The 26,493-nt window shown below is 71.2% G+C and carries 25 protein-coding genes; 4 read left to right on the top strand and 21 right to left on the bottom strand.

Annotated features, from left to right (window positions below; translation table 11 throughout):
* The 7 genes from AB0I15_RS16700 to AB0I15_RS16670 form a co-directional block, all read right to left on the bottom strand.
* The gene (locus tag AB0I15_RS16700) at positions 1-948 is read right to left on the bottom strand and encodes a TylF/MycF/NovP-related O-methyltransferase (protein WP_358095553.1); all 948 of its coding nucleotides are present in this window, start codon (positions 946-948) and stop codon (positions 1-3) included.
* Positions 945-2,093, bottom strand: a complete 1,149-nt coding sequence (locus tag AB0I15_RS16695; protein WP_358095551.1) for a hypothetical protein — start codon at positions 2,091-2,093, stop codon at positions 945-947. The genes AB0I15_RS16700 and AB0I15_RS16695 overlap by 4 nt, the downstream gene beginning before the upstream one ends.
* On the bottom strand, positions 2,090-3,157 hold the full coding sequence (locus AB0I15_RS16690) for a hypothetical protein (RefSeq protein ID WP_358095549.1): 1,068 nt from the start codon (positions 3,155-3,157) through the stop codon (positions 2,090-2,092). The genes AB0I15_RS16695 and AB0I15_RS16690 overlap by 4 nt, the downstream gene beginning before the upstream one ends.
* Positions 3,158-3,174: 17 nt before the next feature.
* Positions 3,175-4,896 carry a YcaO-like family protein gene (locus AB0I15_RS16685; protein WP_358095547.1) on the bottom strand — a complete coding sequence of 574 codons (1,722 nt, stop codon included), beginning with the start codon at positions 4,894-4,896 and terminating at the stop codon, positions 3,175-3,177.
* 123 nt (positions 4,897-5,019) lie between these two features.
* Entirely contained in the window at positions 5,020-5,148 is a 129-nt protein-coding gene (locus AB0I15_RS16680) for a hypothetical protein (RefSeq protein ID WP_358095545.1), read from the bottom strand.
* A 226-nt stretch (positions 5,149-5,374) separates the two neighbouring features.
* Positions 5,375-5,920, bottom strand: coding sequence for a MarR family transcriptional regulator (locus tag AB0I15_RS16675; RefSeq protein WP_358095543.1), 546 nt, complete (start codon positions 5,918-5,920; stop codon positions 5,375-5,377).
* Positions 5,921-6,023: 103 nt separating this feature from the next.
* Entirely contained in the window at positions 6,024-8,990 is a 2,967-nt protein-coding gene (locus tag AB0I15_RS16670) for a glycosyl hydrolase (protein WP_358095541.1), read from the bottom strand.
* A gap of 318 nt (positions 8,991-9,308) precedes the next feature.
* On the opposite strand from AB0I15_RS16670, the gene AB0I15_RS16665 reads away from it, so the two are divergent.
* A complete protein-coding gene (locus AB0I15_RS16665) occupies positions 9,309-9,452 on the top strand; it encodes a hypothetical protein (RefSeq protein ID WP_358095539.1) in 144 nt (47 codons plus the stop codon).
* 3 nt (positions 9,453-9,455) lie between these two features.
* On the opposite strand, the gene AB0I15_RS16660 is transcribed toward AB0I15_RS16665, so the two are convergent.
* From AB0I15_RS16660 to AB0I15_RS16650, 3 genes are read right to left on the bottom strand one after another with little or no spacing between them, the layout of a single operon-like run.
* A complete protein-coding gene (locus AB0I15_RS16660) occupies positions 9,456-10,250 on the bottom strand; it encodes an ABC transporter permease (protein ID WP_358095537.1) in 795 nt (264 codons plus the stop codon).
* Positions 10,247-11,128 carry an ATP-binding cassette domain-containing protein gene (locus tag AB0I15_RS16655; protein ID WP_358095535.1) on the bottom strand — a complete coding sequence of 294 codons (882 nt, stop codon included), beginning with the start codon at positions 11,126-11,128 and terminating at the stop codon, positions 10,247-10,249. Before AB0I15_RS16655 ends, AB0I15_RS16660 begins: the two co-directional genes overlap by 4 nt.
* Positions 11,125-11,481, bottom strand: coding sequence for a hypothetical protein (locus tag AB0I15_RS16650; RefSeq protein ID WP_358095534.1), 357 nt, complete (start codon positions 11,479-11,481; stop codon positions 11,125-11,127). The genes AB0I15_RS16655 and AB0I15_RS16650 overlap by 4 nt, the downstream gene beginning before the upstream one ends.
* 57 nt (positions 11,482-11,538) lie before the next feature.
* Here AB0I15_RS16650 and AB0I15_RS16645 point away from each other — a divergent pair, with 57 nt between their 5' ends.
* The 3 genes from AB0I15_RS16645 (at position 11,539) to AB0I15_RS16635 (ending at position 13,839) form a co-directional block, all read left to right on the top strand.
* Entirely contained in the window at positions 11,539-11,928 is a 390-nt protein-coding gene (locus tag AB0I15_RS16645) for a GntR family transcriptional regulator (protein ID WP_358095532.1), read from the top strand.
* On the top strand, positions 11,928-13,061 hold the full coding sequence (locus AB0I15_RS16640; protein ID WP_358095530.1) for a hypothetical protein: 1,134 nt from the start codon (positions 11,928-11,930) through the stop codon (positions 13,059-13,061). Before AB0I15_RS16645 ends, AB0I15_RS16640 begins: the two co-directional genes overlap by 1 nt.
* A gap of 85 nt (positions 13,062-13,146) precedes the next feature.
* Complete coding sequence (locus AB0I15_RS16635; protein ID WP_358095528.1) at positions 13,147-13,839, top strand: hypothetical protein; 693 nt, start codon at positions 13,147-13,149, stop codon at positions 13,837-13,839.
* Here the strand turns inward: AB0I15_RS16635 and AB0I15_RS16630 are convergent.
* The 11 genes from AB0I15_RS16630 to AB0I15_RS16580 form a co-directional block, all read right to left on the bottom strand.
* Positions 13,805-14,962, bottom strand: coding sequence for an alpha/beta hydrolase (locus tag AB0I15_RS16630; protein ID WP_358095526.1), 1,158 nt, complete (start codon positions 14,960-14,962; stop codon positions 13,805-13,807). The two genes, AB0I15_RS16635 and AB0I15_RS16630, sit on opposite strands and share 35 nt — an antisense overlap.
* 12 nt (positions 14,963-14,974) lie before the next feature.
* Positions 14,975-16,393 carry a S41 family peptidase gene (locus tag AB0I15_RS16625; RefSeq protein ID WP_358095524.1) on the bottom strand — a complete coding sequence of 473 codons (1,419 nt, stop codon included), beginning with the start codon at positions 16,391-16,393 and terminating at the stop codon, positions 14,975-14,977.
* A complete protein-coding gene (locus AB0I15_RS16620; RefSeq protein WP_358095522.1) occupies positions 16,390-17,442 on the bottom strand; it encodes an ABC transporter permease in 1,053 nt (350 codons plus the stop codon). Before AB0I15_RS16620 ends, AB0I15_RS16625 begins: the two co-directional genes overlap by 4 nt.
* The gene (locus tag AB0I15_RS16615; protein ID WP_358095520.1) at positions 17,439-18,329 is read right to left on the bottom strand and encodes an ABC transporter ATP-binding protein; all 891 of its coding nucleotides are present in this window, start codon (positions 18,327-18,329) and stop codon (positions 17,439-17,441) included. Before AB0I15_RS16615 ends, AB0I15_RS16620 begins: the two co-directional genes overlap by 4 nt.
* A complete protein-coding gene (locus tag AB0I15_RS16610; RefSeq protein ID WP_358095787.1) occupies positions 18,326-18,718 on the bottom strand; it encodes a GntR family transcriptional regulator in 393 nt (130 codons plus the stop codon). Before AB0I15_RS16610 ends, AB0I15_RS16615 begins: the two co-directional genes overlap by 4 nt.
* Positions 18,719-19,361: 643 nt before the next feature.
* Positions 19,362-19,595, bottom strand: coding sequence for a hypothetical protein (locus AB0I15_RS16605; protein WP_358095518.1), 234 nt, complete (start codon positions 19,593-19,595; stop codon positions 19,362-19,364).
* Positions 19,596-19,735: 140 nt separating this feature from the next.
* Positions 19,736-22,567, bottom strand: coding sequence for a beta-L-arabinofuranosidase domain-containing protein (locus AB0I15_RS16600; RefSeq protein ID WP_358095516.1), 2,832 nt, complete (start codon positions 22,565-22,567; stop codon positions 19,736-19,738).
* 163 nt (positions 22,568-22,730) lie between these two features.
* Positions 22,731-23,864, bottom strand: coding sequence for an FAD-binding oxidoreductase (locus tag AB0I15_RS16595; RefSeq protein WP_358095514.1), 1,134 nt, complete (start codon positions 23,862-23,864; stop codon positions 22,731-22,733).
* Between the two features lie 20 nt (positions 23,865-23,884).
* Entirely contained in the window at positions 23,885-24,649 is a 765-nt protein-coding gene (locus AB0I15_RS16590; RefSeq protein ID WP_358095512.1) for an amino acid ABC transporter ATP-binding protein, read from the bottom strand.
* Positions 24,646-25,497, bottom strand: coding sequence for an amino acid ABC transporter permease (locus AB0I15_RS16585; RefSeq protein ID WP_358095510.1), 852 nt, complete (start codon positions 25,495-25,497; stop codon positions 24,646-24,648). Before AB0I15_RS16585 ends, AB0I15_RS16590 begins: the two co-directional genes overlap by 4 nt.
* Complete coding sequence (locus AB0I15_RS16580) at positions 25,494-26,381, bottom strand: ABC transporter substrate-binding protein (protein ID WP_358095508.1); 888 nt, start codon at positions 26,379-26,381, stop codon at positions 25,494-25,496. Before AB0I15_RS16580 ends, AB0I15_RS16585 begins: the two co-directional genes overlap by 4 nt.
* Positions 26,382-26,493 lie beyond the last annotated feature (112 nt).

Raw genomic sequence — 26,493 nt, 5'->3', positions numbered from 1 at the left:
CTACCTCCCACCAGGTTTGACGAAGATGCGGCCCTGCGTGTCGATGCGATGCAGCAGCGGCTGGTCCTTCAGCTCCGACAGGTACTCGTCGGTGGCGCGGGTGGCGCCGCTGAGCTTGCCGTAGTCGTCGATGAGCACGACGCCGCCCGGGCTGACGCGTGGATAGAGCTCGCGCAGCTCGTGCCGGGTCGACTCGTACTGGTCGGTGTCGAGCCTGAGCAGCGCGATCCGGTCGGGCGCCTGGCCGGGCACGGTCTCCTGCACCAGGCCCCGCACACAGCGGATCCGGCCGGCGGGATAGCCGGTGGCGGCGATCCGGGCGTGCACCTCCTCGGCCGAGGCCCCGGCCGACATCTGCGCCACCGCCACCGGCCCGCCGGTCGGGCCGTCCTGATCGCCCGGCGGTTCCCAGCTCCAGTCGAAGGTGTCGAACAGGTACAGGTCCCGGTCGGGCTCGCCGAGCAGGGCCAGCGCGGACAGCAGCATGCTGCCGCCGCGCCAGACACCGCACTCGACGACGGCCCCCGGGATGCCGGCCGCCACGGTGTAGCGCGTCGCGGACCACAGCGCGTACTGGGCCGCCGGCGAGGTCAGGGTCAGGCCCTCGCATCGGCGCGCCGCCTCCATGAACTCGGTGTCGGCGTGCAGGTCCGGGGCCGCCGCGATGACCTTGGCGATCTCGACGTTGACGTCACGGAGGGCGGGCCGCGGCTCGTCGCAGAGCAGACCGGCCTGCCGGAGCCGCGCGACGGTGGCGGGGACCACCGTGCGGCTGTCGGCGACGATCGGGGCCATCGCGCCGGCGAGGTCGCCGGCGCCGCGGGCGACCTCCGCGAGGAGCGCGAGCATGCCCGGGCCGACCTGCCACAACTCGTGGGGACGGTCCACGTGCCCGAGCACCAGGCGGCCGTCGGCGACGGCGACGAAGACCCCGTCGTTGATCTTCATGCGGGCTCCAGGGCGCCGCGCCGGACCAGCTCGCCCACCAGCGTCGCCGCGCCGGGACCCGCCAGGTCGCGCCACTCGCCGAAGGCGCGGGTCACGCCCGGGGCGAGCTCGGGCAGGAAGGAGTCGACCCAGGCGCCGCCGGTGACCCGCATCAGGTGGCCGTTGGCCGCCAGGTAGGTGAGGCCGTCGTCGGTCACGGCGGCGACGGACGACTGGGCGGGCACCGTCAGGGGGTCGTCCGCCGCGAGCTCCCGGCCGGGCCGTGGCTCCGGGACGACCTCGAAGTTGGAGGCGGTCGACCGTCTGAGGCGGCCCAGGCGTACCTCCAGCCCCAGGGCGGCGTCGTCGAGGTGACCGGCCACCGTCTTGCGCACCTGGGCGTCGCCGTCGAACCTGGCCACGCCCAGCTCGGCCTCGGCCGTACGGCGCAGCCTGCGCAGCAGCCAGGCCAGGCGGTCGTCCCATTGGTAGTGGGCGATGTGAACCGAGACGGCCAGGTCTCCGTCGGAGGTGGCGCAGTGCCAGCGGTCCGACGGCCAGTACAGCACCGTCCCGGGACCGCCCTCGACCACGGTGGCGGTGTCGAGGTGGTCCTGGTAGCGGAGGTGATGGGGGAGGTTGACCTGCCGCTGGAGCGCCTCCGGTCCGGCCTGGCCGGCGAAGACCTCGTACGGCCAGGTGTAGTAGCGCTTGAAGCCGTGCAGGACGTAGGTGAAGACCCCGGCCGTGTCCTTGTGGATCAGCGTGGGGGCGGTGCCGTACACCGAGGCGATGAGGTGGCAGTCGACGCCGCCCGCCGACCAGGCGCCGGTCGCGGCCAGGACGGGGTCGGTGTGGCGGCGCAGCGTGCGCCAGAACCCCCAGTCGAACTGCTGCAGGGAGTTGATGGTCAAGGCGAAGGAGCCGGCCTGGGAGCGCAGGCGCCGCGCGTATCCGGCGAAGCCGGTGTCGTGTTCGAGCGAGGGGAGGTAGGGGTCGACCCGGGTGGGGTTGACGATCTTGTCGTCGGTGAACACGCGGACGTCCTGCGGATCGCGGAGCGAGGCACGCCGCGCCGACGCCAGGCAGGCCAGCGCGAACGCCTCCTCCTCGGCGCACAGCGGCTCGTGCCCCACGACCTGGGGACGGGTCTCCCAGAAGTTCATCGCAGCGATCGCCTCGCGCTCTCCACGTAGGGCGCGATCCGTGGGTCCCTGGCGCTCAGCCGTTCGCCGTGGGTTCGGACGAAGACGCCGGGCTCGTCGACGTTCTCCGCCTTGAGGAGGGTGGCCAGCTCTTCGCCCTCGGCCCCGGACCACAGCAGGGCGGCGAGCAGTTGGTCGTCCCCGCCGGCGAGGACCCGCGACATGATCTTGCGGCGGCGGAACTCGGGGACCGCCGCCGCCAGCCGGGTCAGCTCGTCGTCCGGCCGCGCCGCCGCGGCGCGCTCCAGGATGCCCGACACGTCGTCAGGAGGGTTGTCGGACAGCTCGTCCAGGACGTGGACCAGATGGATCGCGTCGACCACGCGCAGCGCCTTCTCCAGGGTGGTCAGGTAAAGGGGCCGGTTGGCCCGGCGCAGCATGCTCAGCCCGTCGACCCACCGCTGGACGTTGGAGGTCTCGTGGAAGGCGGCGGGCAGGTAGCCGACACCGGGCGAGACGAACTCGTGCGGCCGATGAGGGGTGTCCGCCGGGGCGGCGCTCCGGACGGAGACGGTGACCGACGGCTTCTCGATCCAGTACAGCTCGTGGATCATGGCCGGCCGGATCGGCGAGACCGAGGCGTCCCGCATCATGGTCCGGCTGGTCCCCGTGAGGCTGCCGTACGTCACCCCGGTGCCCAGCGCGTCGGTGGCGGAGAAGTCGTACTCCAGGTGCAGCCGCCGGCCGCTGAGCGCCATGAAGGCCCCGGACGACACGTGCTTGTGCAGGGTGGAGGCGTTCTGCAGCCAGTACAGGACGTCCACGCGCAGCGTCTCGGTGCGGACCACGGTGATGCAGGCGTTGCCGAACAGGTTCTTCCACGACTGCTCCGGCCAGCCACGCGGATCCTCCAGCAACTCGGCGAGCAGGCGGCCGGGGTCCACCCGCGCCAGGGCCTGGCAACCGGCCAGCACCGAGGTCATGGCACGCGCCGACTGGGTGTCGTCGCCGGTGCCGATGTCGGTGCCGATGTCGGCTTCGGTCAGCGCCGCTTCCAGGTCGCGGAAGGCGTTCAGTGTGCTCACGGCGGCTTCCTTCCCGTTCAGGTGGGTATGCCGTGCGTCCACGGCGCGTTGAGCAGGCGGCGTCCGCCACGGCTGTCGGAGGGGTACGGCGAGGTGGTCGCCCCCGGCACCAGCACGCGGACCACGGCCCAGTCCGGGCCACGGAGCGGCAGCCGGACCACGACGGGCCGGGTGCGCGCCACCAGATGGTCGAGCTGGGAGCGGGGATCGCCGTAGGGCACCGCCGGCGGGTCGCCGAGGCGATGCCCGTCCAGGTAGCGGCGGGCCTGGGCGATGACGTCCGGCCGGGCCCACCGGGTGTGCGCCGGGCTGGTCGAGGTGCCGGTCCGGCGCGCCCGCACGGCCTCCAGGTGCACCTGGCACAGCTCGATGAGGGCGCCGTCGAGGGCGTCGTCGAAGGTCAGGCCGGAGCCGCTGGCCCGCACCAGCAGGCCCGCGCCGTGGTGGAAGGCGTGCACGTCCGGCAGCACGTGGCCCTCTCGCGGCCAGTGCAGCGCCCAGATCTCCCCGTCGAACGCGCCGGTGAGGTTCAGGCGGGCCAGCGCCGCGCCCGGGTCCAGGCGGCGGGCGGGCAGCAGGTGGGTGAAGCCGGTGTACAGGCCGTCGCGCTCCAGCACCTCGCGCAGGCCGCGCAGCGTCGCGTCGGCGACGTCCGGCCCGGCCGCCAGACCGGTCGTGATGCCGTACGTGGGCCGGTCGGCGCCGAGGTAGGGAAAGACGACCAGGGCCTTCGGCACCGCCACGGTGGTGCCGTCGGCGAGGTCGATCCCGTCGACGTAGACGACAGGCGGCCTTCGCCCCTCCCACGGCGGGCCGTACGGATGGAACCGCGCGAGGTCGAGGCGCCGGGTGGTGTCGCCGCTCGGGGGCAGGCTCCGGTTCGCCTCGCACGCCGCGTACCGTTCGAGCGCCTCGCCGACGGCCCCCGCGATGGCCGCCTGGGCGGTGACGCCCTTGCCGCTGTTGCCTTCCAGGTGGTCCTGGCCTCCCGCCGGGGTGCGGCAGGAGGCGACATGGCTGCCGCGGATCGCGCCCGGCCGGACACGGAATCCGCGCGCCATCCCGAAGGTCCACGCCTGACTGCGGGGGATCTCGCCGAAGGGGGTCGCGGCGACCGCCTCCGGCGTGCCGAACGCGACCGTCCGGAGGCCGGAGACCAGCACCGCCTCCTCGGGCCCCAGCTTCGCGGCCAGCGTGATGGCTCGGGCGAGGCCGGCCGGGTCGGTCCGCATGCGGTGCAGGATCGGCAGCGGGCGCTCGGTGAATCCGAGCGCGGCCAGCCGGGTCTCGAACGCCCAGCGCGGCGGAGCCAGGTCGCGCCCGTCGTCGGGACCGGTGACGAACGTCCCCTCGAAGGACTCGCCGATCCGCAGGACACGCCCGTCGCCCCGTGGACGCGTCATCCCGTCAGGGGCGCTCGTGCGGTGGGCGGCCACCACGATCAGCGGCGGCGGGCCGGCCGTCGGCAGGGGCTCGCCGCGCGCGACGGTGACCCAGTGACCGGCGCCCTCGGCGGACAGTCTCCGGCACAGATCCGCACATTCCCGGTATGGCATGCCGTCCGCCCGGATCACGACTCCGGTGACCGCCGCATTCTCGCGACGGGGCGGAACGTCGTCGTCATCGGGTGCCCGCGTTTCGAGGAATCCGGCCCCGGCCCCCGGCGATTCGGCGATCATCCGCGTGATCGTCACCCCGTTCGGGACCGTGACCTTGACCAGCGAAAGATCGGGCCCCAAAAGAAAAACGTGTGCCCCTTGGACGGCCTTGGTCACCCAAGGGGCAAGACGCTGAACGCCCGCACGTGCCGGCGGCTCCATCACGTGAGGAGCCAAGGGCGGGTCATCCATGTGAGCGGAAACTCAGTAGGACTTCGGCTGAAGGATGATCGGGTTACTGTCGAGTTCCATCATCTCGACCGTGAACGGAACGCGCTCTTCTTCCGTGCTTTCCGGGGTCTCGTCGATCTCTGGCGTGAGGTTCTCGTCCATGGTGCTGCCTCCCGTAACGCGCATCCGATTAGCGCAAAATCTCTGTCAACGTATGGCGCTGACTTAGGGCTGTCAATAACTTCGTCGCGAGCCTGATAAGGGAAGAGGTAATCGGCCGAACTTGGGACCAAAAATCTCTTTTATGGCGTTCGGAAATACTATGAGAGCACCTCGTGAACGGATTCACCCATAACCGTTCATGCCGCGACCTCGATCCGCCGCCGGCTCAGGGGTGGCGGCGTGGTGTGGCGCGGCCTTTCGCCGCCGCCGGATGGGTCCACATCGTGTCGCGCGCCAGGCGGGCCAGGAGCCGCCTGAGCGTGGTCACGTCCTCGTCGCTCCAGTCCGCGAGGGCCGACTCCACGTTGCGCTGGACGCGCTCCATGATGCGCTCCCCGATCTCCCGCCCGAGAGGGGTCAACGCGAGCAGCACGCCGCGTTCGTCGGACGGCTCGGGAACGCGCACGATGAGGCCCGCGTCGGTGAGGCGATGGGCGATCTTGGTGAGATTCGCCCGCCCCGTCCCCAGCGCCAGCGCGAGGTCGCTGGGGCGCATCGCTCCCCGATAGCTGAGCTGGTTGACGACGAGGAACATCGGCACGTCGTTGACGGGGAACTCGACGGCGGTCATGAGGTCGAGCCGCACCGCGTGGCTGTCGGCCCAGTGGATGATCGAGGACAGTGACACGCGCGGATCGAGAAGGTCGGGCGCGATGACGGGTGACAGGTCGGCGTCCTGATGGCTCACGTCGTGGCGTTGCGCCCGCGCCATGATGTGCCCCCCTTCGCGTCCGCCGTGTCCGGGCTCCGTCTCCCGGAACCCTACTGCCGGTCGAGCGGCGGAGGGCTCTCGGCCCGGTCGGTTCTCAGCCAGGTCAGTTCTCGGCGCGGCCCGCGGCCGCTTCGCGCAGGAGTCGCACCGGCCCGAGCAGCCCGTGATCGTGTACGTCGGTCTTCTGCGGCTCGTCGCGCCCGGTGAAGTGCGACATGACGTCGGGTACGGCGTCGTAGTAGCCCCGGGCGAGCAGCCGGTTGTTCAGCGAGCTGGAGACGCGGACCGTCACCGTGTTCTCCCCGGCCCGCAGGCCGTCGGTGATGTCCACGCGCGGGCGGCACGTGTCGAACCCCTTGGCCGCGCCTCCGTTGACCCGGACGGAGCCGAGACCGCCCGCCGTCGATCCGAGGTCGAGCACGTGTCTCGCCCCCGAGGCGGGCGCTTCGGCGAGGGTGAACGTCGTGGTGTACTCGCCGACGCCGCTGACCTCGGGGCCGACGCCGGGGAGCTGCGCCCACGGGCGCAGCGGGCCGTGGCCGCCGTCGAGCCGGGTGATCGCGGTCGTCGGGCGTACCTCGCGGGTCTGGTAGCCGAGCCCGCGGTCTTCGCTGATCACTTCGAGCTCGCCGGCGTCCCAGCTCTCGACCGCGACCGCCCACTCCGGGAGTTCCTGGAGGAGCTCGGGGGTGACGGGAGCGGAGGCCGCCGGTTCGTGTGCCGAGCGGTCGACGGTGAGCAGGGCCGTCTGCCCGGGTGTCAGCGTCACGGTGACGATCGTCCGCCCGGCGTCGTGCCGGACCCCGTGGTGGGGGCGGAGGCCGCCGGTCCAGGCGTCGATGCGGTGCGCGGCTCCGATGCCCGGCAGGGCTACCTCGACCGTGGTCGGCTCACCGGTCTCGTACAGGAAGTGGTAGAGGTACAGGTGCCACAGCTCGCCGTCCTCGCGCAGGTGGCCGAGCACGTTGCGGTCGTCGGCGGTGAACTCGGCGCGTCCGGCGACGCCGAGCCCGCGCAACGCCTCCACGGTGTGGGCGGGGTCGTGCACCTCGGCGACGGTCGGCAGCGCGCGGAGCCGCGCCATGCTCTTGGCGAGTTCGTCGTCGCGGCCGTCGAGCCCGGGGGTGCGGGCGGCGGCCTGGGCGTGGGTGAGGTGCTGCCCGGCCATGAGCCATTTGAGCTCGGTGGTGCCGTTGACGATGAGCAGCTTCATGCCCTGCCGCGCCCACTGCGCGAGCCTGGCCGCCACGTCCGCGTCGAGCGTCTCCTGGTAGACGATGAGCGCCTGGTAGCCGGGGCCGTCAGGCTGCACGACCCCGTCGCCGAACGCCACGTCCTCGCGCAGCAGCAGCGACCCGTCGAAGAACTCGTAGGTCCATCCGGCGTCCTGCATGCCCAGGTCCTGCCACCAGTGGTTCTGCCGGTCGCGCATCCACATGCGCCCGTACGCCTCCTCGTCCGGGATCCGCCGCCCCTGCCCGTCGACGAAGGCCAGGCCCGAGGTGTTGTCGGTGAAGTGGTCGGTACGCAGGATCCCCACGTCGATCCGCGGCCTGCCCTGCCGCAGGACGCACTGGTAGCGGCCGATCGCCTTGTTCCACAGCGGGTAGAACTCGGCGGCGGGCTGACGCGTGTCGAACCGCTCGGAGAACATCGACCGCATGCCCTCGTGCCCCGGCCAGCGCGTGACGCCCTCGGCCCCGGCGGTGCTCGCCCAGCCGTGCAGCACGGTTCTGGTGATCCCGGCGGCCAGTTGGGTGGCGATGATCTGGTCGTAGAAGCGGTGGTCGAGGATGTGGTTGCGGGTGGTCGCACCGGTCTCGGACGAATACTGCCTGCCGAACAGGTGCGCCGGGCCGCCCATCAGCCGGTAGGCGTCGATCTGCGCGCCGAACTCCAGGGACTCGGTCTCGATGCCGTCGACCTCCGGCCCCGGCCGGGTGAGCTCGAACGGCAGCCCGTAGCTGATCTCGGCGCGGAGCGTGATCCCGTTGTCGTGCAGGAACGCGGTGAACGGGCGCAGCATGTTCTCGATGTAGAGGTCGGTGAGCGTCCGGACGTAGTCGAAGCGCACCTTCTCGACGGTGACGCGGTGCTCCTCGCGTACGTCGTAGTGGTAGGTCGTGCTGACGGCCATGAAGGGCACGGCCCGGATCAGGAAGGGCAGCCAGCGGGTGACGTCGTAGCCGCGGCGGGCGTGGAACTCCCGGGCGACGGTGTGCCCCCAGAACATGCCGCCGGCGCCGTACGTCGACAACTCCAGCGAGTCCATGTACATCTGCGCCCGTGGGTTGCGGCCGATCTGCTCGCGCAACTTCGGTGTGAGCACCACCGAGTCCCAGTAGTCGATGACCGCTTCGACCCCGTCCCGGTCCAGGTAGTTGACGGTGTGGTTGACCGACGCCGACGGTGAGGCGGTCTGTCCGGTGCCGTGCATCCAGAACACGAACAGCCGCCAGTCGCCGTCGGCGGGCGCGCTCCACTCGAGGCTCTCACCCTCGACCAGGCCGGTGAGGTCGATGACGGAGTCGAGGTCGAGGACCCCGCCCCTCGCGGTGGTCTCGAGCAGGCGGGCGGCCACGACGGCCACCAGGTGCTGCTCGGTGACCTTCCCGCGGTGACCGGGAAGGGCGGCCGCCGGTGGCTCGGCGTCGAGGTCGATCCGTGGCAGCGCGCCGCCGCGGGAGCGTGCGGAGGTGAGGTCCTCGACCACCACGTCGAGCTCCTGCGCCGCGGCCGGCTGGTCGGGGGTGATCGTCGGAAGGTTGGCGTTCGACCAGTTGGTGCCGGAGGTGAAGCTCACCGCCATGTTCCGCCTGGTGGTCTCCTCGACGACCACGTACGAGTCGTGCACCCACTCCTCCGCGCCCCAGCCGTAGCGGGAGTGGTCGATGTCGCCCTCGTCCATCGCGAGGAACTCCATCCCGCCGAACCCCAGCCGGTGCGCGGCGTCGATCTCGCGGATCAGCGTCTGATCGGTGTGCAGGCCCTCCGCCAGCCACCACCGCAGTTCGGGCCGGTACTCGGTCGCCGGATCGGTGATCATGTGGGCGAGGTCGTCGAGTGACACGCATTCTCCCTGAAGGAACGAGGTTCGCCGCGGGCGCGGCGCGCGGGGCGACCGGATGGACGACCGACGGTCGGTCCGACGATAGGCCGCACCGCGACCAAAGGCAATGTCGTGAGGAAACAATCAAATGTCGCCGGGACACTTCTGGGGCCGTCGCGCGGCTCTGTACCCGGCATGGCCTCCTCCATCGACGCCGCCGCGATCGTCGGCTCGGCGGCACCTTCGGACGCCGCACGGTCTTCACCGTCACCATGGTGATGATCGTCGCGGGCGGGGCTGGCTTGGTCACTCCGGCGCTGCTCGACACCCCCCCGGCTCATGTACGGCATCCTCACCGCCCTGGTCGCGATCGGGCTCCTCGCCGGCTGGCGCGTCTTCCGCGAGCCGCGGCCCACCATGTTCGGGATCGAGGACAAGGACCTCGCCGAGGCGCGGCGGGAGCCGCGTGCCACTCAGGGCTGACGCTCACATGATGTCGCGCCGCAACGGGGCCGCGACGGCGACGGCCACCGCGACCAGGGCGTAGCCGACCAGCACGGCGCCACCCGCCGGCGCGGACAGCAGTGGGGCCGCGGACGTGCCGGTTTGGCCGGCGACGGCGTCCGCCAGATAGGTGAAACCGGTCAGCGCGGCGGTGGCGCCGCCCGGGAGATAGGGATAGAGCGTCTTGATCCCCGGGACGAGCAACAGCAGGGTCTCGATCATGTAGAAGTACGCGCCGACGGCGACGAGGGCGGTCACCTGGTTGCGAAGGAGAGCGCCCACGGCGACGCCCAGCAGGGTGTAGACGGCCATGGTCAGCGCGATGCGGGCCAGCAGGGCCACGACCGTCACGGCCGGGAGGCCGAGCGTGACGCCCTTGAGCGTGGCCGCGCCGAAGAGCGCGCCACCGGCGACGGCCGCGGCGATCGCGCCGTAGGCGAGCCCGGCGCCGGTGTAGATCGCCAGTTTGGCCGCCAGCCAGGTCCAGCGTCTGGGAGCGAACAACGTCGTGGTGGTGATGGTCCGGTGCCGATGCTCCGAGGACACGGCGACGGTGCCGAGCAGGGCGGGGGCGAAGACGGTGACGCCGAGCAGGCCCAGCAGCACGTGGGTGCCTTCGGCGGTGTCCAGGCCGGGCAGGGGAGGGGTGAAGTTCTCCGGTCCGACGAGGGCGAGCAGGCCGACGAGCGCACCGCTGCCCAGCGCGGCCAGCAGGCCCCACAGGCAGAGCCTGCCGCTGGTCAGGCGCGTCCATTCCGCGGCGAGGAGCGCGGTCATCGGGAACCTCCGGTGAGGTGCAGAAACGCTTGTTCGAGGGTGGGGTGTTCGGGGGTGATCTCGTGCAGCGCGATGCCGTGGGCGGCGGCCGCGGCGGCGACCTCGGCGCTGCTCAGGCCGTGGACGCGCAGGACGTCCGGTCGCGGATGCTCGACCCGGATCCCGCCCTCCGCCAGCCTGGCCGCGAACAGGTCGGCCCGCGGGGAGCGGATCAGCACGGTGGCCGGGCCGTACAGGCCGGTGATGGGGCCGGTGGTGACCAGCCGCCCGTCGCGGATCACCACCACGTGGCCGGCCATGTGCTCGACCTCGCCGAGCACGTGGCTGGAGATGAGGACGGTACGGCCGTCGGCGGCCAGGTCGCGGACGAAGTGCCGCAGCCAGGCGATGCCTTCGGGGTCGAGGCCGTTGCTCGGCTCGTCGAGCAGCAGCACCTGGGGATCGCCGAGCAGCGCGGTGGCCAGGCTGAGGCGCTGCCGCATGCCGGTGGACAGGGTCCGCGTGAGGCGGCCGGCGAAGGCCGACACCCCGGTCAGGTCGGCGACCTCGTCGGCCCGGGCCGTGCCGTAGCGGCCCATGCGGGCGTAGACCCGCAGGTGGTCGCGGGCGGTGTGGGCGGGGTGGAAGCCCGCGCTGTCCAGCACGGCTCCGACGGTGGCCGACGGGTGGCGCAGGTCGGCGTAACGGTGGCCGCCGAACGTGGCCGTGCCGGAGGTCGGCGCGACCAGGCCCAGCATCATCCGCATCGTGGTGGTCTTGCCGGCGCCGTTCGGGCCCAGGAATCCCGTCACGACGCCCGCCTCGGCCTCGAAACTGAGGTCGGTGACGGCGTCGATCGGCCCGAACGCCTTGGTCAGGCCACGTACCTCGACGTTCATGCCGTCACCGCGATCAGCCGGCGGCGGAGCTCCTCGGCGCCCGGAACGCTGAGGATCAGCTCGTCGTAGCCCGACGCCCGGCTCTTCAGGACGATCCGCAGGCCGCCGACCTCCCGCCGGGCGGCGACCAGCCGCTTGACGCCGGTCGGCGACGTCCAGGTGCCGACCTTGACGACGCCGGAGACGAGCAGGCCGTGGTGCGCGCCCCTGGCGGCCGCGAGCGGCCGGTCGAGCGGGAGCACCTCGGCGATCTCCGCCAGCGGCACGCTCACGGCTCCGGTCCTGGTGAACATCCGTGTCCACGAGGCGAAGCGGACGGTCAGCGTCTCGTGCCGAACCTCTACCTGCATCATGATGTGTCCTCCATGCACTATCTGTTCTATTAGTTGTATATCAGATAGAGTGAGGGCGTGCAGCTGACCCTTGACCTCGACAGCGAGGTCCCGATCTACCAGCAGATCCGGGACCGGATCGTGGAGGCGATCGCCAGACGGCAGGCGCGCGAAGGCGACCCGCTACCCTCCACGCGGCAACTCGCCGCGGACTTCGGCATCAACTTCCACACCGTGAGCAAGGCTTATGACCTGCTGCGACAGCAGGGCGTCATCAGGATCAACCGCAAGAGCGGCGCGGTCGTCCGGCGTGACGCCGCCACTGGTCCCCCCGAGGCGCCCTTCATCGACGACTGGGAGGAACGCATGCGTGTCCTGCTGGCGGAGGCCACCGTTCACGGCATGGAGCGGCAGGATGCGCTGCGCCGGTGCGAGGCGCTGCTGATCGGTTTCGAGGAGGGCAGGTGATGGCGTTGCTCTTCGCCGGCCTGATCCTCGTCGCGCTGGTCACGTCCCTGATGCTGGCGCTGCCGGCGCTGGCCCGGCCCACGCTGCCGTTCGGCGTGCGCGTGGGCGTCCAGCGGGTGGGCGACCCCGCCGTCATCGCCGCCCGGCGGTTCTACGCCCGCCTGACCGTCGTGGTGGCCGCGCTCGCCGCGGCGGGCTCGGTCCTGGCGCTGCTGGTCACGGGGTCGGCCGTCGCGATCGGCGGCATCGTGACGGTGGTGCTGGTCGCGGACCTGCTGCTGTTCTACCGCGCGCATCACCTGGTCCGCGCCGCCAAGCTCGCCGGCGGGTGGGCGGCCGAGCGGCGTCAGGCCGTCACCGTCGACACCACCTTCCGCACCGACCCGGTTCGCGTTCCGTGGTCGTGGGGCCTGCCCGTCCTGGCCGTGACGCTGCTCACCGCGGGCATCGGCTGGGCGCGCTACGGCGGGCTGCCCGCCACACTGCCGCCCTTCCTCGGGTCCGGCGCGGCCGCCTCGTCGCAGCGTGCGCCCACCACCGTGCTGAGCGCCTTCCAGCCGGTCATCTACCAGCTCGCCGTCGCCCTGATCGTCGCCGCCTCGGTCGTGGTCGTGCTGCGCGCACGTCCCGACCTCGACGCCGCCCGGCCCAAGGGCTCGGCCCGCCGCTACCGCGTCTACCTGCGCGGCGTCGCGGTGATGTCGCTGCTGTCCGCGGCCTGCCTGAACCTGAGCCTGCTCCTCGCGGCCCTGCGACTGTGGGAGATCGTCACCCCCGCGCTCGTCTGGCAGGTGGCCGTCTACGTCCCGCTCGTCGCGCTGCTGGGCGGCTGGGTGATCTGGGAGATCAAGGTGGGCCAGGCCGGGCACCGGCTGCCCGCGCTGCCGGGCGAGGAACGGGAGGACGCCAAGGTCGGCCAGCGCGACGACGACCGCCACTGGTTCCTCGCCGGCGCCGTCTACGTCAACCGCCGCGACCCGGCCCTGTTCGTCCACGCCCGTCTCGGCTCCTCCTCGTGGACCCTCAACCTCGGCCATCCGATCGCCTGGCTCCTGCTCGGCGCCCTGATCGCGCTGGCCGGGCTGGCGCTGGCGGGCGTCGTCGATCTGCCCGAGAAGCACAGCGTCCTCTGATGCCTCGCCGGGGCCGGATCGCGGCCACGTCACTCACGGTAGCCATCTGACTGCTATGAATGGCGGGTGCTCTCCTCCCGTACGCATGCCGCAGCGCCTCGCCCTGGTCCGCGACCTGCAACGTGGCCCGGCCCAGCGCTTCGAGCGCGGCTTCGCCCGCTGGAAGGCGGTCGAGGGGATCATCGAAGCCTTCATCGCCCAGGGCATGGGCGCGCCCGGCACCTGGACCTCCTACGTCGACGCCGCCAGTCTGGAGGCCCTCGTCCGCGGGGTGGCCCTCGCCGCCGGACTCAGCGCCGACGACTACGGCAACCCCGGGGCCCGGCTGTGGGCCGGCTATCTCACCGACCTCAAGGCGGGGCGGCTGACGGTCAAGGCGGTGCACAACGCCGCCTGGGGCGCGGCCGAGCAGATCTCCGTGGACTGGGGCGCGGCCCCGGCCAACAACCCGGCCACGCCCACCCTCTCCGAGCTCACGGTCTACGGCGCGAGCAGCGCGTACCGGCTGGCCCTGCGCAACGAACCGGCCCTCGCGCCCGCCCTGCGCACCCTCAACCAGCGGCCACTGGCCGCCTGCTACGACTGGCTCACCGACACCACCAACCCCCGCCCGGTCCGCGACGGCTCGAAGTTCCTGATCACCCTCACCCGGACCCCCGCCGACCTGCCCGCCGTCACCCGCGGTCTCACCCGGCTGGCGGCCTTCTACCCCGCCTGCGCCAAGGGGGCCCGGCCGCCGCAGGTCAGGATTGACCGCACGCCGCCGGGCAGTGCTTGACCTCGGGGAAGCGTGACGACGGCTGGTCCAGGAGGGGCTGCGGTCGTGACTTCAGGTGCTGGTCGAGGAAGGCGGCCACGTAGGTGCGGGTGAGCTCGGCGGAGCGCGCCGCGGGCAGGGCGTCGGCGGGGGGAGTGATGCCGAGGACACCCGCCAGCAGCGGGCCGTCGGTGAAGGACTGGTGTTCCGCGCCCGTCAGCACGAGCCAGCGCTTCCACCCGCTCAGCAGTTTCCAGTCGCGCTCCCACGACGGGTCGCGGCCGCCCGGGACGTGCTGCGCCGAACCGAGGAACATGAACGGCCGGGAGAACCCGCTCTTGGGCATCCGGGCGTACGTGGTGCCGTCCATGTCGATCCCGGCGCGTATCCGACGGTCCTTCAGCATGGCCGCCACCGAGCCGGCCCCGCCGATCGACTGGCCCACCATCGCGATCTTCGAGCGGTCGATCACGGCGGAGCCGTCCCATGCCGAGGGCAACCGGTCGAGGACGAAGGAGACGTCGGCCGCCCGGCCCTCGACCACCCCCGTGCCGAAGCCGGGGTCGCTGTCGCTGTCGCAGGCGAGGCACTCCGCGACCCGTCCGTCAGGAAGGGTCGTGGCGTAGCTCTCGTAGGTGTGGTCGATCCCGGCCACGACGTAGCCGCGGCTGGCCAGGTCTTCGGCCAGGGAGGTCAACGTGCTCACCGGCTTGGTGAAGCCGGGGGAGAGCACCACCAGCGGCAGCCTCCGTCCTGTGGGTTCGGCGTCTTTGCTGGCGTTCGTCCGAGTCTTGCTCAACGTGTCGGGCGGAATGTTCCCGGCCCTCGACCCCTTCAGGAGCAGCTCCGACTCCTTCGGCGTCATGTACGCCGCCCGCTGCCCGTCACGCCGCCCGGTCGGATACCACAGCGTGACCTTGAGCTGCCGGGCGTCGACGTCGAGATCCCAGGGATCGGGGCGGGAGGTGTCCTTCAGATACAGGGCGGTCGTGCCGACCGGATGGGCGCCGGTGGGAGCCGGCAGCGTGACGGGGCCGGTCGGTGTGGCCGGCGGGGCGGCCTCGGACCTGGGCGGCACGGGCACGGAGCAGGCGGACGCGGTGAGGACGGCCAGCCCCGCGGCGACTGCCAGGATCTGTCTCATGGCGAGGTCCATTCACTTCTGCAGCAAGGTCAGCGCCTTGGCCAGCGCGGGGTCGCGCCCGGTCGCCGCGTCCTGCGGGGTCAGGGGCACGTGGTGGTCGGGGGGCACGCCGATCCGGTCGATCACCTCACGGCCGGGCCCCAGGTGGTGCCTGTCGGGGAAGCTCAGGGTGGTGTTGTTGCTCAGCAGGTACGGCTGCGCCGGCCCGGAGATGACACCGGCGGTCCTGGTCCCGACCAGCCGGCCGATGCGCAGGTCCTTGACCGCGGCGCTGACGTGCTCGCAGGCCGAGGCGCAACTGCGGTCGGTGAGCACCACCAGCGGCAGGCCGAGCAACTCGACGGTGTCATCGGTCCGCGAGGTGTCGCACGCGCCGTTGACGGTGCACTGGTAGGCGGTCACCTTGCCGTGGACGAACGCGCTCAGCAGCCGGGCCGCCTCCACGGGGCTGCCGCCGCCGTTGCCGCGCAGGTCCAGCACGACGCCGGTGAGCGTCCGGCCGGTACGCAACCGGGAGATCGCCGTGAACACCCTGGTCGCGGAGTCGGGCGCGAATCCGGTCATCCGTACGTAGGCGACGTCGTCCTCCAGCAGCTTCGACCGCACCACCTGCAGCCCGGCCAGGTCCCGCTGGAAGAGGCCGGGCTTGAGCGTCACGCTCCAGCGGCGGCCGGTGCTCTGCCGCAGCAGCCGCAGCCGGACCGGGCGCGCCTCCGGGTATCGCGGGTAGAGGGCGGCGATCGCGGGGGTGGCCGTCCCGTCGATGAAGGGGGCGGAACCGTTGATCGATTCGATGACGTCGCCCGGGCGCAGCCCGGCGGCCTGCGCCGCGCCGCCCTGCACGGTGGTGACGAACAGCGGGGCGAGGGCGACGCCGGGGTTGCCGTGCACCTGCGGGCCGTTGACGTTCGCCTGGAGGCCCAGGCCGTAGCCGTCACCGTCGTAGTAGTCGGGCGGACGTTTGACGTCGTGCGCCCAGTTGGCGTGGTTGTCGTCGAGGGCGGCCACGATGGCCTCGAGCGTGACGACGGCCAGCTCGTCGCGCCGGTCGGGGACCTGGTCGGTGGTCCTGCGGTAGACGGCCTCGAAAGCGGCCCAGTCGGCCTTCCGGTCACCGGTCAGCGCGGGCATGGTGGCCTCGGGCACGTCACGTCCGCCGCGGTTGAGCTCCTGCGTCAGGGCGACGAATCCGGCGGTCAGCAGCGAGCGGGCGTCCAGCGTGGAGCCGCTGTAGTAGTTGCCGAGGATGCAGAAGTACGCCTGCTCGATGACGTCGATCGTGGTGGCCGTCTCCGCCGCGGGGGGACCCTGGGGTTGCGTGCATGTCATACCGGCGGCCGTGTTCTCCTGGCTGCGCGGCGGCGTCGGCGCCGTACAGGCCGCGGCCAGCAGGAGGGCGAGGCCGGCGGCCGCGGTCCTGAAGGCGGTCATGACAGACGCCTCCGGATCCACCAGAAGCAGAACCACGCGAGACCCAGGGTGAGCAGGGAGTAGATCCCGGTCTCGATCCACTGGAAGGGCCAGAAGCGCTCAAGCGGCTGGTACGTCGCCTGCTGCCGGTAGCCGAGCCGGTTGATCTCGGCCATGCAGCTGTCGCCTGAGCCGGGTCCCTGCGGTGCGCAGGGACCCGACGTCGTGGAGACCTTGATGACGCCGCGGTCGTCGTTTCCGCCCTCCGCGATGGTGCGTCCGGACGGATCGAGGAGCCGGCTGGACAGGACCCAGGCGCCCAGGTGACCCGGGACGGACTCCCGCAGGAGCACCTCGGCGGATCCGCCGCTTCGCGGCAGGCCGACGTTCTCCACGTTCGCCCGGCCGAGCTCGAAGGTCGACGTGACCGGAGGCAGCAGATGGGGCCGGACCAGCAGCGGCACCGCGATCTGGATCGCGGTGAAGACGGCCAGGGTGAGGGCCATGGCGGGCAGTGTGCGGCGTACCAGCATGCCCACGGTCACGCCCAGGATGAACGCGAAGGCCGCGTACCCCATGGGAGCGATGCCCCTCGCGGTGAACACCAGCGGATCCATCAGCGCGAAGCCTTCGGGGGCCGACAGGTCCAGGGGCGCCGACCACCACGTCACGACCAGGCCGCTCAGGCAGGCGGCGACCATGGCGACCAGGCCGGTGAGCCCGAGCTTGACCGTCAGCCAGCGGGTGCGGGTGATGCTCTGGTTCCACACCAGCAGGTGCGTGCCCGTCTCCAGCTCGCGGGTGATCAGCGGCGCTCCCCAGAAGAGCCCGACGAGCGCCGGCAGGATCAGCACGATGAGGCTGACGGCCAGGAAGGGGAGCTGGTAGGCCTCGAAGAAGCCGTCGAAGAACTGGCCGCAGCTGTTGTCGGGGGTGCAGTCGGCGATCCCGGCGGAATAGCCGGAGGCCAGGCCCGGTCCGGTCAGGGCCAGGGGGACGGTGAGCACGACGAGGACGGCCGCCATCATCACGGTCGAGCCGCGGAACTGGCGCCAGGTCAGCCAGATCATCGCTGCACCTCCAGGGTGACCCGCCGGTTCTCGGCGACGTGCTGCTCCATGTAGGCCAGGACGAGGTCCTCCAGGCTGAGCTGGGTGACCATCCAGGCGGGGTCGAGGATCGGCGCTTCGGTACGGACGACGTACGTGCTCTGCCGGTCGGTGTGCCGCGCGGAGATCACCTGCTGGTCGGCGGGCAGCCGGTCGGGATCACGGCGCGGGCCGGTGAGCCGGTGATGGGTGGACAGCAGGCCGTCGACCTCCCCGGCCACCTGGACACGGGAGTCGACCAGCACGATCAGGTAGTCGCAGACCCGTTCCAGGTCGGAGACCAGGTGGGAGGAGAGCACCACGCTGAGCCGGTGCTCGACGGTGGCCTCCATCAGGCCCTGCAGGAACTCCCGGCGGGCCAGCGGGTCGAGCGAGGCGACCGGCTCGTCCAGGATCAGCAGCTCGGGCTGTTTGGCCAGCCCCAAGGTGAGGGCGAGCTGGGCGCGCTGGCCACCGGACAGCTTGCCCGCCCGCTGGCCGGGGATGAGGCCGATCTGGGCGATCCGGTCCCGTGCCATGGTGGCGTTCCAGCGGGGGTTGAGCCGCTCTCCCAGCCGCAGGTGGTCGGCGACGGTCAGGGCCGCGTAGACGGGGGTGTCCTGGGCCACGAAGCCGACCTTGGCCAGTTGCGCCGGGCTGCCGGCGGGACGGTCGCCCAGCACGGTGATGCCGCCCGCGGTCGGTTCGAGCTGGCCGCAGGCCAGCTTCAGCAGCGTGGTCTTGCCGGCTCCGTTGGGGCCCACCAACCCGACGACGTGGCCCGCCGGGATGTCGATGGTGCACTCACGCAGAGCCCAGTTCCTGCCATATCTCTTGCCCAGTCCCTGGGCCTCTAGGACAGAGGTCACGCTATGTCCTCCTGAGCGGCGGTCCGAAAAGTGGTCATGAAGAGGGCCTCGATGCTCTCGTCATCGAGACCGGCCCGGCGGGCCTTGGCCAGCCAGCGCCGCAGCTCCAGCCGCAGCGGGCCGTGCGCGGCCAGCGAGGTGTCGGTGAGCGTCGCCGTCACGAAGGTCCCCACCCCTGGCCGGGCGGCGACCAGACCCTCGTGCTCGAGCTCCCGGTAGGCCTTGAGAACGGTGTTGGCGTTGATGGCCAGGTGCGCCACGACCTCCTTGACGGTCGGAAGCTGGTCGCCCTCGCGCAGCAGGCCGAGCCGGAGCGCGTGCCGTACCTGCTGGACCAGCTGCAGATACGGCGAGAGTCCGGACTTCGTGTCCAGGTGGAACTCGATCACCATTGCTCCATTTATCTAGCTTCCTAGTACTTTAGATTCTTGCATGTATGGCGCCGGTTAAGAAACAGCCCGGACCGGCTCCACGCGCCGGGCATCTTCGAGGGCCTGCCACGGGGGAACGCGACGCCGCGCCCGACCCGCTGATCGGCGGGCGTACGAAGGCGCGCTACCTGACCACGGGCGGGAGCACCGGCGGCCGGTACGGGCTCGACCGCTGGGAGATGGGCGCCGAGCCGTCAGGGGGAGGAGCGCGTTTCCACAGGACCGGCCACGATGCTGGTGCAGTTCGCGCCGGGGGCGCCCCGCGAGGCCGAGGTGCGGGCGGAGATCGTGGGGGCGGACGGCGGCTCAGCGAGGCGGAATGGGCCGACGTCTACGGCCGCCACGACCAGTACATGGTCCGACCCCGCCGCCCATCGGCGTCACGGGGCCGCCCGGCCCCCGCTCCCCAGGAGAACGGCCCGGCGGTCGAGTGGATCTCGATGCGCCACCCGATGCGCTCGCGCCGTCGTTCGAGGTCCGCCGGACTGTGCGGGACCTTGACGATCCGGTACGCGTCGACGGCGGTGACCTCGGCGGCGTGCCGGAGCAGCCCGGGGGCCCAGGGTTCCGTCGCCGGCCGAGGTCATGGATCGGATGTCGCTCAGCAGGGGGTGAAGAAGAGTTTCGTCAGGCCCGACAGCGTTCCCCACTGGCCGGGAGGTTGGTTGCAGCCGAACCAGCGCTGTCCGACGAGCTGGTCGCCCGAGTAATAGCTGAAGACGATGAGGTTGTCGCCCCCTGGCGGGGGAGGGGGAATCGCATGAGCCGGGGTCGAGCCGAGAGTGAGCGCACCGGCGGCCAGTGCCACCGCTAAAATGCCGCGCCTCATTTTCATGCGGGTTCCTCCAGATCGGCTGATTCTCGGACCAGATCGAACGCCGGAGCCATTCGCGCGAATGACATCACGATATTCACCGCCGATCAAGGCCGCCGGCGGCGGCATGTACGCCCCCCACCACTGGGGGCTCGTCCCCTTTACCGGCGGAGCCGGGCCCGGGAGGCCGCCGACATCACCGCGTTCCGCTCGGCGAGGGACAGCAACCCGGCCCGCATCCAGTCGTCCGCGGTACGGGACACCGCGGACACGAACCGGGCCTGGTCGGCGAAGGGCGCCAGGGCCCAGACCGCGTCCAGGAACGTCACCGAATCCGTCCGCGCGCGGTTCGGCACACCGGAGTCCATCGTCCCGAAGACGATCCTCGGCTCGACGCGGTGGAAGTAGGCGTGGTAGCGATCGGTGTCGCCGACGTAGAAGGGCACCAGCGGCAGGCCGTGCGTGGTGAAGGTCATCGGCGCGGTCGACGTCATGGCCTGCGCGAGATCGCCGGACAGCGTGAAGTCCTGGTAGAAGGAGAACTCGCGGAACGTGGTCTCGTCGCTCTTGGCGACCATCGGCACGGGGCCGTACGCGATGCTCTGGGTGGTCGGGATGTCCAGCGCCCTCTCCACCCGCAGGGAGAACGGCATCGCGATGGTGATGCGGTCGCCGCGCCGCCACGTCCGGTCGAGCGTCACGTACGCGCCGGGCCGGGCGTCGACTCTCTGGTCGGTCCCGTTGACCCGCACCGTGAAGCCCTTCTCCACCCAGTAGGGCACGCGTAGCTTCACGGCCAGCCGGCCCGTGCCCTCCACGGTGAGCGTCGTCACCCCGGCGGGGTCGGTCGGGTAGTTCGTGGCCTGCCTGACCGTGAAGCCCTTCTCCGGCCAGCGCAGCTCCGAGGCCAGGTAGAGGTTGACGTAGAGCGCCGAGTCGTCCGCCGACCGGAAGTAGATCGAGTCCTGGAACTTGGTGTGGGTCTCCAGCCCCGTGCCGCCGCAGCAGGTGCCGAGGTTGCCGTAACTCCGGGAGGCGCCCGGCCGCATGGGGATGAAATAGGTCACCAGCGGATTCGTGGTGCTGTCGGTGTTGCGGCGCGAGGCGAGGATCTGGCCGTAGAGGGCCCGCTCGAAATACTGCATGTACTTCGGGTCCGCCGTGTGGAAGAACAGGCTTCTGCTCAGTTTCAGCAGGTTGTAGACGGGACAGGTCTCGGCGTTGTTGGTGCCCAGGGTGCCGACGATGACGCCCCGGGCGCCGAAGAGCTCGCCGTTGTCGGTCGGCCCGGCCGTGCCGCCGTCGGTGAAGGTGCGATGGGGCACGACCATGTCCCAGAAGTTCACGGTGGCGTCGAAGTAGCGGCGCTCCTGGTTGCGCTCGAAAACGGACAGGTAGCCGATGAACTGGGGGATGTGCTGGTTGGCGTGCTTCCTGTTCAGCGTGTCCTCGTTGGCGACGGTGGCCGCGAGGAGCATGGTGTTGTCGAAGCATCGGGCCGTCGTCAGGTATTCCGCCTTGCCGCTGAGGGCGTGCAGGTCGGCCATGACGGCGTTCATGGCGTTGTACTCGCCCGCGATGTAGATGCCCCACATGCGGTCGAGCTGCTCGCGGGGCAGGTGGCCCAGCCGGCTGTGCACCCAGTCGCCCATCTTCATCACGATGGTGAGCGCCTGCTCGTTGCCGGCGTACTGGTAGGCGTCGAGCAGCCCGCGCATGATCATGTGGCAGGTGTAGTAGGGCGCCCAGATCGTCGGATAGGTGGTGTACTGCTCGAGCAGGATGAACTGCGTCTCGGGGTAGGCGGCCAGGAAGCCGGGGTGGCTCGGGCCGGGCTGCCCGACGGACTCGGAGACCAGCCGGGCGTCCTTCCCCGCGCCCGAGGAGTCGGCCGCGCTCTCGCCGCCCTCCTCGTCGAAGCGGTACCACGCGACGTCGCCGCCGCCCAGCCCGCCGTCCGCGCTGGTCGTCAGGGCCGCGATCTCCGCCCCGGTCAGCGCGCGGCCGTAGATCTGGAACTCGTCCACCGAGCCCCTCAGGTACGGGTCGCCGTACGCCGACTTCCCGATCCAGTTGTTCGCGGTCGGGCCGAGGCTGGACGGCTTGAGGGTCATGGCGGTGTTCGTGCCGACCGGCGCGCCGTTCACGTAGAGGGTCCCCGTGCCTCCCGACAGGGTCACCGCCAGGTGCGTCCACTGGCCGGCGGGTAACTGGCCGCTTCCGTTGACGCGCTGCTCACCGCCGCCGCCGCTGGTGGTGATGGCGAACCTCGGCGCGGAGCCCGCGCTGACGGTCAGGAACATGTTGCGGGTCGTACCGGTGCCGAAGTCGAAGATCCGGGACCAGGTGGTGATCGCGGCCGGGTCCAGCCACACGGCGATGGTGAAGTCGTCGAGGCCGCTCACGATGTCGGCGGGCAGCGACACGTACTGGGGGCCGTCGAGCTTCGCCGCTCTGCCGAACCTGCCCGCCACCCGGGCGACCGGGGCCGGAGGAGGCGCGGGCTGCCCGACCCTGGCGGCCAGCGCGTCCTGGCACTCGCCGAGCGCCTTGACCATGTAGTCGACCTTGTCCTTGTAGAACGTGTCGCCGGAGCCCGCGTAGGCCAGGGCCAGCGCGCTGAGGAAGTGCCCGCTGTAGTGGCCGCGCAGGTTGCCGGTGGCGTCGTCCCAGCCGCCGGGCGGCTGTGCGCCCAGGGTGTCGAGGCCGGCATTGGCCCGGAAGTTGGCCAGCATCCGGTCGGCCGGATAGGCCCTCAGGAAGTTGAGCATCCGGTCGCGGTTGACGCTGAACAGGCTCTCGCCCAGGGTGACCTGGCTGTTGGCGAACGGCTTCACGATCCAGGAGCCGGGCACCGGTGGGTCGAGTTGCGCCGGTGCGGCCGTACGGGCGGCGTGGGCGGTGCCGAGCGGGACCGAGGCGAGCGTGGCCGGGGTGGCGGCGGCCAGCACCGCCAGCCGCAGCGCCTCGCGCCTGGGCATCATGTTCGACATCTCACTGTCCTGTCATGCTCAGGGCCGCCGGATGATAGCGCTAACATTTCCGGGCCGAGCACCCGGCGATGCGTGCTCGGTCGTAACTGGGGAGTGTCAACGATCTCGTCGCACCCGTCAAGGCTCCGTTGCGGCGCGGGCCCCGGAGGGCCCGGCGGCGGGCTCAGCTCGTGGTCATGAGGGTCAGGCTTTCGTCCTCCACCGAGGCCGCGATGTCGCGGGTGACGCGGTAGCGGGCGAGGCCGGGGCCCTCGCCGTCGATGATCTCCTGAGCCGCGAGGCGGCCGAGCTCGGGCGCGAGGTTGACGCCGCTGTGGGTGACCAGGTGATAGAGGCCGGGGACGTCGGGGTGCGCGCCCGCCAGCGGCAGGCCGTCCGACGGCACCGGCCGGACGCCGAGACGGACGCCGGCCAGGCGGGCGGTGCGCAGCGCGGGCAGGATGCGCTGGCCGGCGGTGTGCAGCCGGTCCGCCAGGGCGTCGTCGCTCTGGCCGGGCAGCAGCGCGTCGACGGGCCAGGAGATGGAGCAGATCCGGTCGCCGGGGGCGGGGCGCAGGTCCACCTGGGGCGTGGCCAGGATCGCGCCGAGCCGGAGGCCGGGGATGGGGGTGCTCTCTCCCACCAGCCCGGGGATCCGGGTCATGGGGAGGCCGGTGCCGGCGAGCGCCGCGACGCGGTCGGCGTCCGGGCCGGTGCAGTTGACCACCCAGTCGGCCTCCCAGCGCCGCGTGCCGGTCTCGACACCGGTGACGGCGTCGCCGTGGCGGATCAGCGCGTGCGCCCGCAGGCCGTACCTGATGTCGGCGCCGAGCGTGGCGGCGTGATCGAGCAGGCGCTGGACGAAGAGCGGGGCGTCGTACCACGCGCTCTGGTCGTGCACGACGAGTTCGCCCGCCGTGCACGCCGCGGGGTCGACGGCGGGGGCGAGGTCGCGCAGCTCGGACGGTTCGGCGATGCGGCAGGGGTGCCCCCAGGACCGGAGACGGGCGGCCCGCTCCCTGAGCCCGCGCCGGCTCTCCTCGCTGTCGCCCCACTGGACGGCGGGCATGGGGTGCCGCCACGACGGGCCCCCGAGTTCCTCGGCCAGCGTGGCGTGCAGGGCGGCGCCGGCGCGGTTGAGCTCGTAGTAGGTGCGCGGGGTCTTCAGATGGGTGACGTCCATGGAGAAGGTCGCGCCGGAGGTTCCCGCGGCCGGACCGCCGGCTTCGATGACGACGACCTGGGCCCCGGCGGCGGCCAGGTGGTAGGCGACGGAGGCGCCGAGCACTCCGGCGCCGAGAACGATGACGCGGGACACGTGGATATCTTCCTTCGGGGTCAGAGAACCTTGCTGAGGAACGCCCGGGTGCGCTCGTGCCGGGGCTCGCCGAGCATGGCGGCGGGTGGCCCGGATTCCACGACGATCCCGTCGTCCATGAAGACGATGGAGTCGCACACCTCGCGGGCGAATCCCATCTCGTGGGTGACGATGATCATCGTCATGCCGTCCGTGCTCACCAGGTCGCGCATGACGTCGAGGACCTCGCCCACGAGTTCGGGGTCGAGGGCCGAGGTCGGCTCGTCGAACAGCATGAGGTCGGGCCGCATCGCCAGGGCGCGGGCGATGGCGACGCGCTGCTGCTGGCCGCCGGACAACCGGTCGGGGCGGCTGTGCGCCTTGTCGGCGAGCCCCACCCTGGTCAGCAGGGCGTGGGCGCGTTCGAGCACCTCGGCCTTCGGCTCCTTCTTGACCATGATCGGCGCCATCATGATGTTCTCGAGCGCGGTCATGTGCGGGAAGAGGTTGAAGCGCTGGAAGACCATCCCGATGTCCACCCGCTGGGCGGCGATCGCCTTGTCGGGCAGCTCGTAGACCTTCCCGTCGCGCTCCTCGTAGCCGATCAGGCGGTCGCGGAAGTAGAGGCGGCCGGCGTCGATGCGTTCGAGGTGGTTGATGCAGCGCAGGAAGGTGGACTTGCCGGACCCCGACGGGCCGATGAGGGCCAGCACCTCTCCCTCCGCGACCTCCAGATCGATGCCTTTGAGCACGTCGAGCGCTCCGTAACGCTTGTGCACGCCCTCCGCGCGGATGAGGGTCTTCATCGGCTGAACCTGCGTTCGATGTAGTGCTGACCGGCGTTCAGGACGGTCGTGGCCACGAGGTACCAGAAGCACGCGACCGTGAGCAGGGGCACCTGCTGGAAGTTCCTGGAGTAGATGCCCTGGATCGAGGTCAGGAGCTCCGGTACGGCGATGGCGAAGACGAGGGAGGTGGTCTTGAGCATCGAGACCACCTGGTTGCCCGTCGGCGGAATGATGACCCGCATGGCCTGGGGAAGAATGATCTTGCGCAGGGTCTGGAAGCGGGTCAGGCCCAGGGCGTGGGCCGCCTCCGACTGGCCCGGGTCGACGGAGGTGATGCCGGCCCGCACGATCTCGCCCATGTAGGCCGCCTCGTGCAGGCCGAGGCCCAGCACCGCCGCGGTGAGCTGGGTGATGATCAGATTGGTGTCGAACTCCACGAACGTCGGTCCCCAGGGCACCCCGAGCCCGATCTTCGGCACCACGGCCGACAGGAAATACCAGAACAGCAACTGCACCAGCAGCGGCGTGCCACGGAAGATCCAGATGTAGAACCCGCTCAGCGACGACAGCAGGGGATTGGGCGACATACGCATGACGGCGAGCACGACGCCGCCCGCGATGCCGACGACCATGGCGAGCAGCGTGAGCAGCAGGGTGGTGCCGAGCCCGCTCAGGACCGCGGGGGAGAACAGGTATTCGCCGACCACCCTCCACTCCATGCGCGGATTGGCCAGCCACCCCTGCAGCAGGAAGATCGCCAGGAAGCCGAGCACGGCCGCGCCCGCCCAGCGCCCCGGGTGGCGCAGCGGGACGGCCTGGATCCGTGCCCGCGCGTCCGGGGATGCCTCCTGCCGGGTCGTGGTCACGACTCGCCGCCGTTGATCACGGCCTTGTCGAGGGCGCCCGACTGCATCTGCCACTTGGCCAGGATCTTGGCGTAGGAGCCGTTGTCCATCAGCTTCTGCAGCGCCTGCTGCACGGCCTTGGCCAGGCTCTGGTCCTCCTTGTTGACGAGGATCCCGTACGGGAGGAAGCGGTAGGGCTCACCGACCTGCTTCATCCGGCCACTGGACTGGGCGGCCTGGTAGTTGATGGTGGGGGTGCCGCCGATGAAGGCGTTGGCCCGGCCGGTGGAGACGGCCTGCAGGCAGCCGACCGTGTCGGGGAACACCAGCACCTGGACCGCGGGCTTGCCCGCCGCCGTGCACTTCTTGCTCTGCTGCTCGGCGTCGTCGGCCTGGGCGGTGCCCTGCTCGACGGCCGCCGTCTTCCCGCAGAGGTCGTCGAGCGACCGGATCGCCTGAGCGTCCTTGTCCTGGACCAGCAGTGAGCTGCTGGTCTTGAAGTAGTCGACGAAGGTGACCTTCTCGCGGCGTTCCGGCTTGTCGAGCATGGCCTGGATGGCCAGGTCGTAGCGGCGTGCCTGCACGCCGGCGATCAGGCTGTCGAAGCCGGCCTGGCTGAACGTCACCTCGACGCCGAGCACCTGGCCGACGGCCTTCATCAGCTCGGGTTCCAGGCCGACGACCGACTTGTTGTCGGTGTCGAGGAAGACCAGCGGCGGGTAGTTGTGACCCGCCGCGACGTTGAGCGCGCCACTCTTCTTGATCTTGTCGGGCAGAAGGTCGTGGAGCTCTTGACTCTTCTGCTGCGCCGGGGCGGCAACCTGGGCGGTGCCACCTCCGGAACAGGCTGTCAGGGACAGGAGTCCCGCCAGGCCGAATGCGGCGGCTGCTTGGGTGAACCGCATCGCGCAGGACACCCCCTCTCGGGCTTGGTGCTACGTTCCGTAAACACCAATATTGGGGGTCCGTTTGGATACGGCAAGATGAGCGAGCATGCGCATTGATGCACAGACTGTT

It is taken from the genome of Nonomuraea sp. NPDC050643 (assembly GCF_040654715.1).
GTDB lineage: Bacteria > Actinomycetota > Actinomycetes > Streptosporangiales > Streptosporangiaceae > Nonomuraea.
This window is presented reverse-complemented; position numbering and strand designations above follow the sequence as displayed.

Bases quoted from the DNA above. Each gene is read 5' to 3' on its own strand.
- AB0I15_RS16700 (WP_358095553.1), bottom strand. From the start codon at position 948: ATGAAGATCAACGACGGGGTCTTCGTCGCCGTCGCCGACGGCCGCCTG.
- AB0I15_RS16600 (WP_358095516.1), bottom strand. From the start codon at position 22,567: ATGTCGAACATGATGCCCAGGCGCGAGGCGCTGCGGCTGGCGGTGCTG.
- AB0I15_RS16590 (WP_358095512.1), bottom strand. From the start codon at position 24,649: ATGAAGACCCTCATCCGCGCGGAGGGCGTGCACAAGCGTTACGGAGCG.
- AB0I15_RS16630 (WP_358095526.1), bottom strand. From the start codon at position 14,962: ATGAGACAGATCCTGGCAGTCGCCGCGGGGCTGGCCGTCCTCACCGCG.
- AB0I15_RS16640 (WP_358095530.1), top strand. From the start codon at position 11,928: ATGGCGTTGCTCTTCGCCGGCCTGATCCTCGTCGCGCTGGTCACGTCC.
- AB0I15_RS16695 (WP_358095551.1), bottom strand. From the start codon at position 2,093: ATGAACTTCTGGGAGACCCGTCCCCAGGTCGTGGGGCACGAGCCGCTG.
- AB0I15_RS16660 (WP_358095537.1), bottom strand. From the start codon at position 10,250: ATGACCGCGCTCCTCGCCGCGGAATGGACGCGCCTGACCAGCGGCAGG.
- AB0I15_RS16625 (WP_358095524.1), bottom strand. From the start codon at position 16,393: ATGACCGCCTTCAGGACCGCGGCCGCCGGCCTCGCCCTCCTGCTGGCC.
- AB0I15_RS16620 (WP_358095522.1), bottom strand. From the start codon at position 17,442: ATGATCTGGCTGACCTGGCGCCAGTTCCGCGGCTCGACCGTGATGATG.
- AB0I15_RS16675 (WP_358095543.1), bottom strand. From the start codon at position 5,920: ATGGCGCGGGCGCAACGCCACGACGTGAGCCATCAGGACGCCGACCTG.
- AB0I15_RS16650 (WP_358095534.1), bottom strand. From the start codon at position 11,481: ATGATGCAGGTAGAGGTTCGGCACGAGACGCTGACCGTCCGCTTCGCC.
- AB0I15_RS16665 (WP_358095539.1), top strand. From the start codon at position 9,309: ATGTACGGCATCCTCACCGCCCTGGTCGCGATCGGGCTCCTCGCCGGC.
- AB0I15_RS16635 (WP_358095528.1), top strand. From the start codon at position 13,147: ATGCCGCAGCGCCTCGCCCTGGTCCGCGACCTGCAACGTGGCCCGGCC.
- AB0I15_RS16680 (WP_358095545.1), bottom strand. From the start codon at position 5,148: ATGGACGAGAACCTCACGCCAGAGATCGACGAGACCCCGGAAAGCACG.
- AB0I15_RS16580 (WP_358095508.1), bottom strand. From the start codon at position 26,381: ATGCGGTTCACCCAAGCAGCCGCCGCATTCGGCCTGGCGGGACTCCTG.
- AB0I15_RS16655 (WP_358095535.1), bottom strand. From the start codon at position 11,128: ATGAACGTCGAGGTACGTGGCCTGACCAAGGCGTTCGGGCCGATCGAC.
- AB0I15_RS16605 (WP_358095518.1), bottom strand. From the start codon at position 19,595: ATGAAAATGAGGCGCGGCATTTTAGCGGTGGCACTGGCCGCCGGTGCG.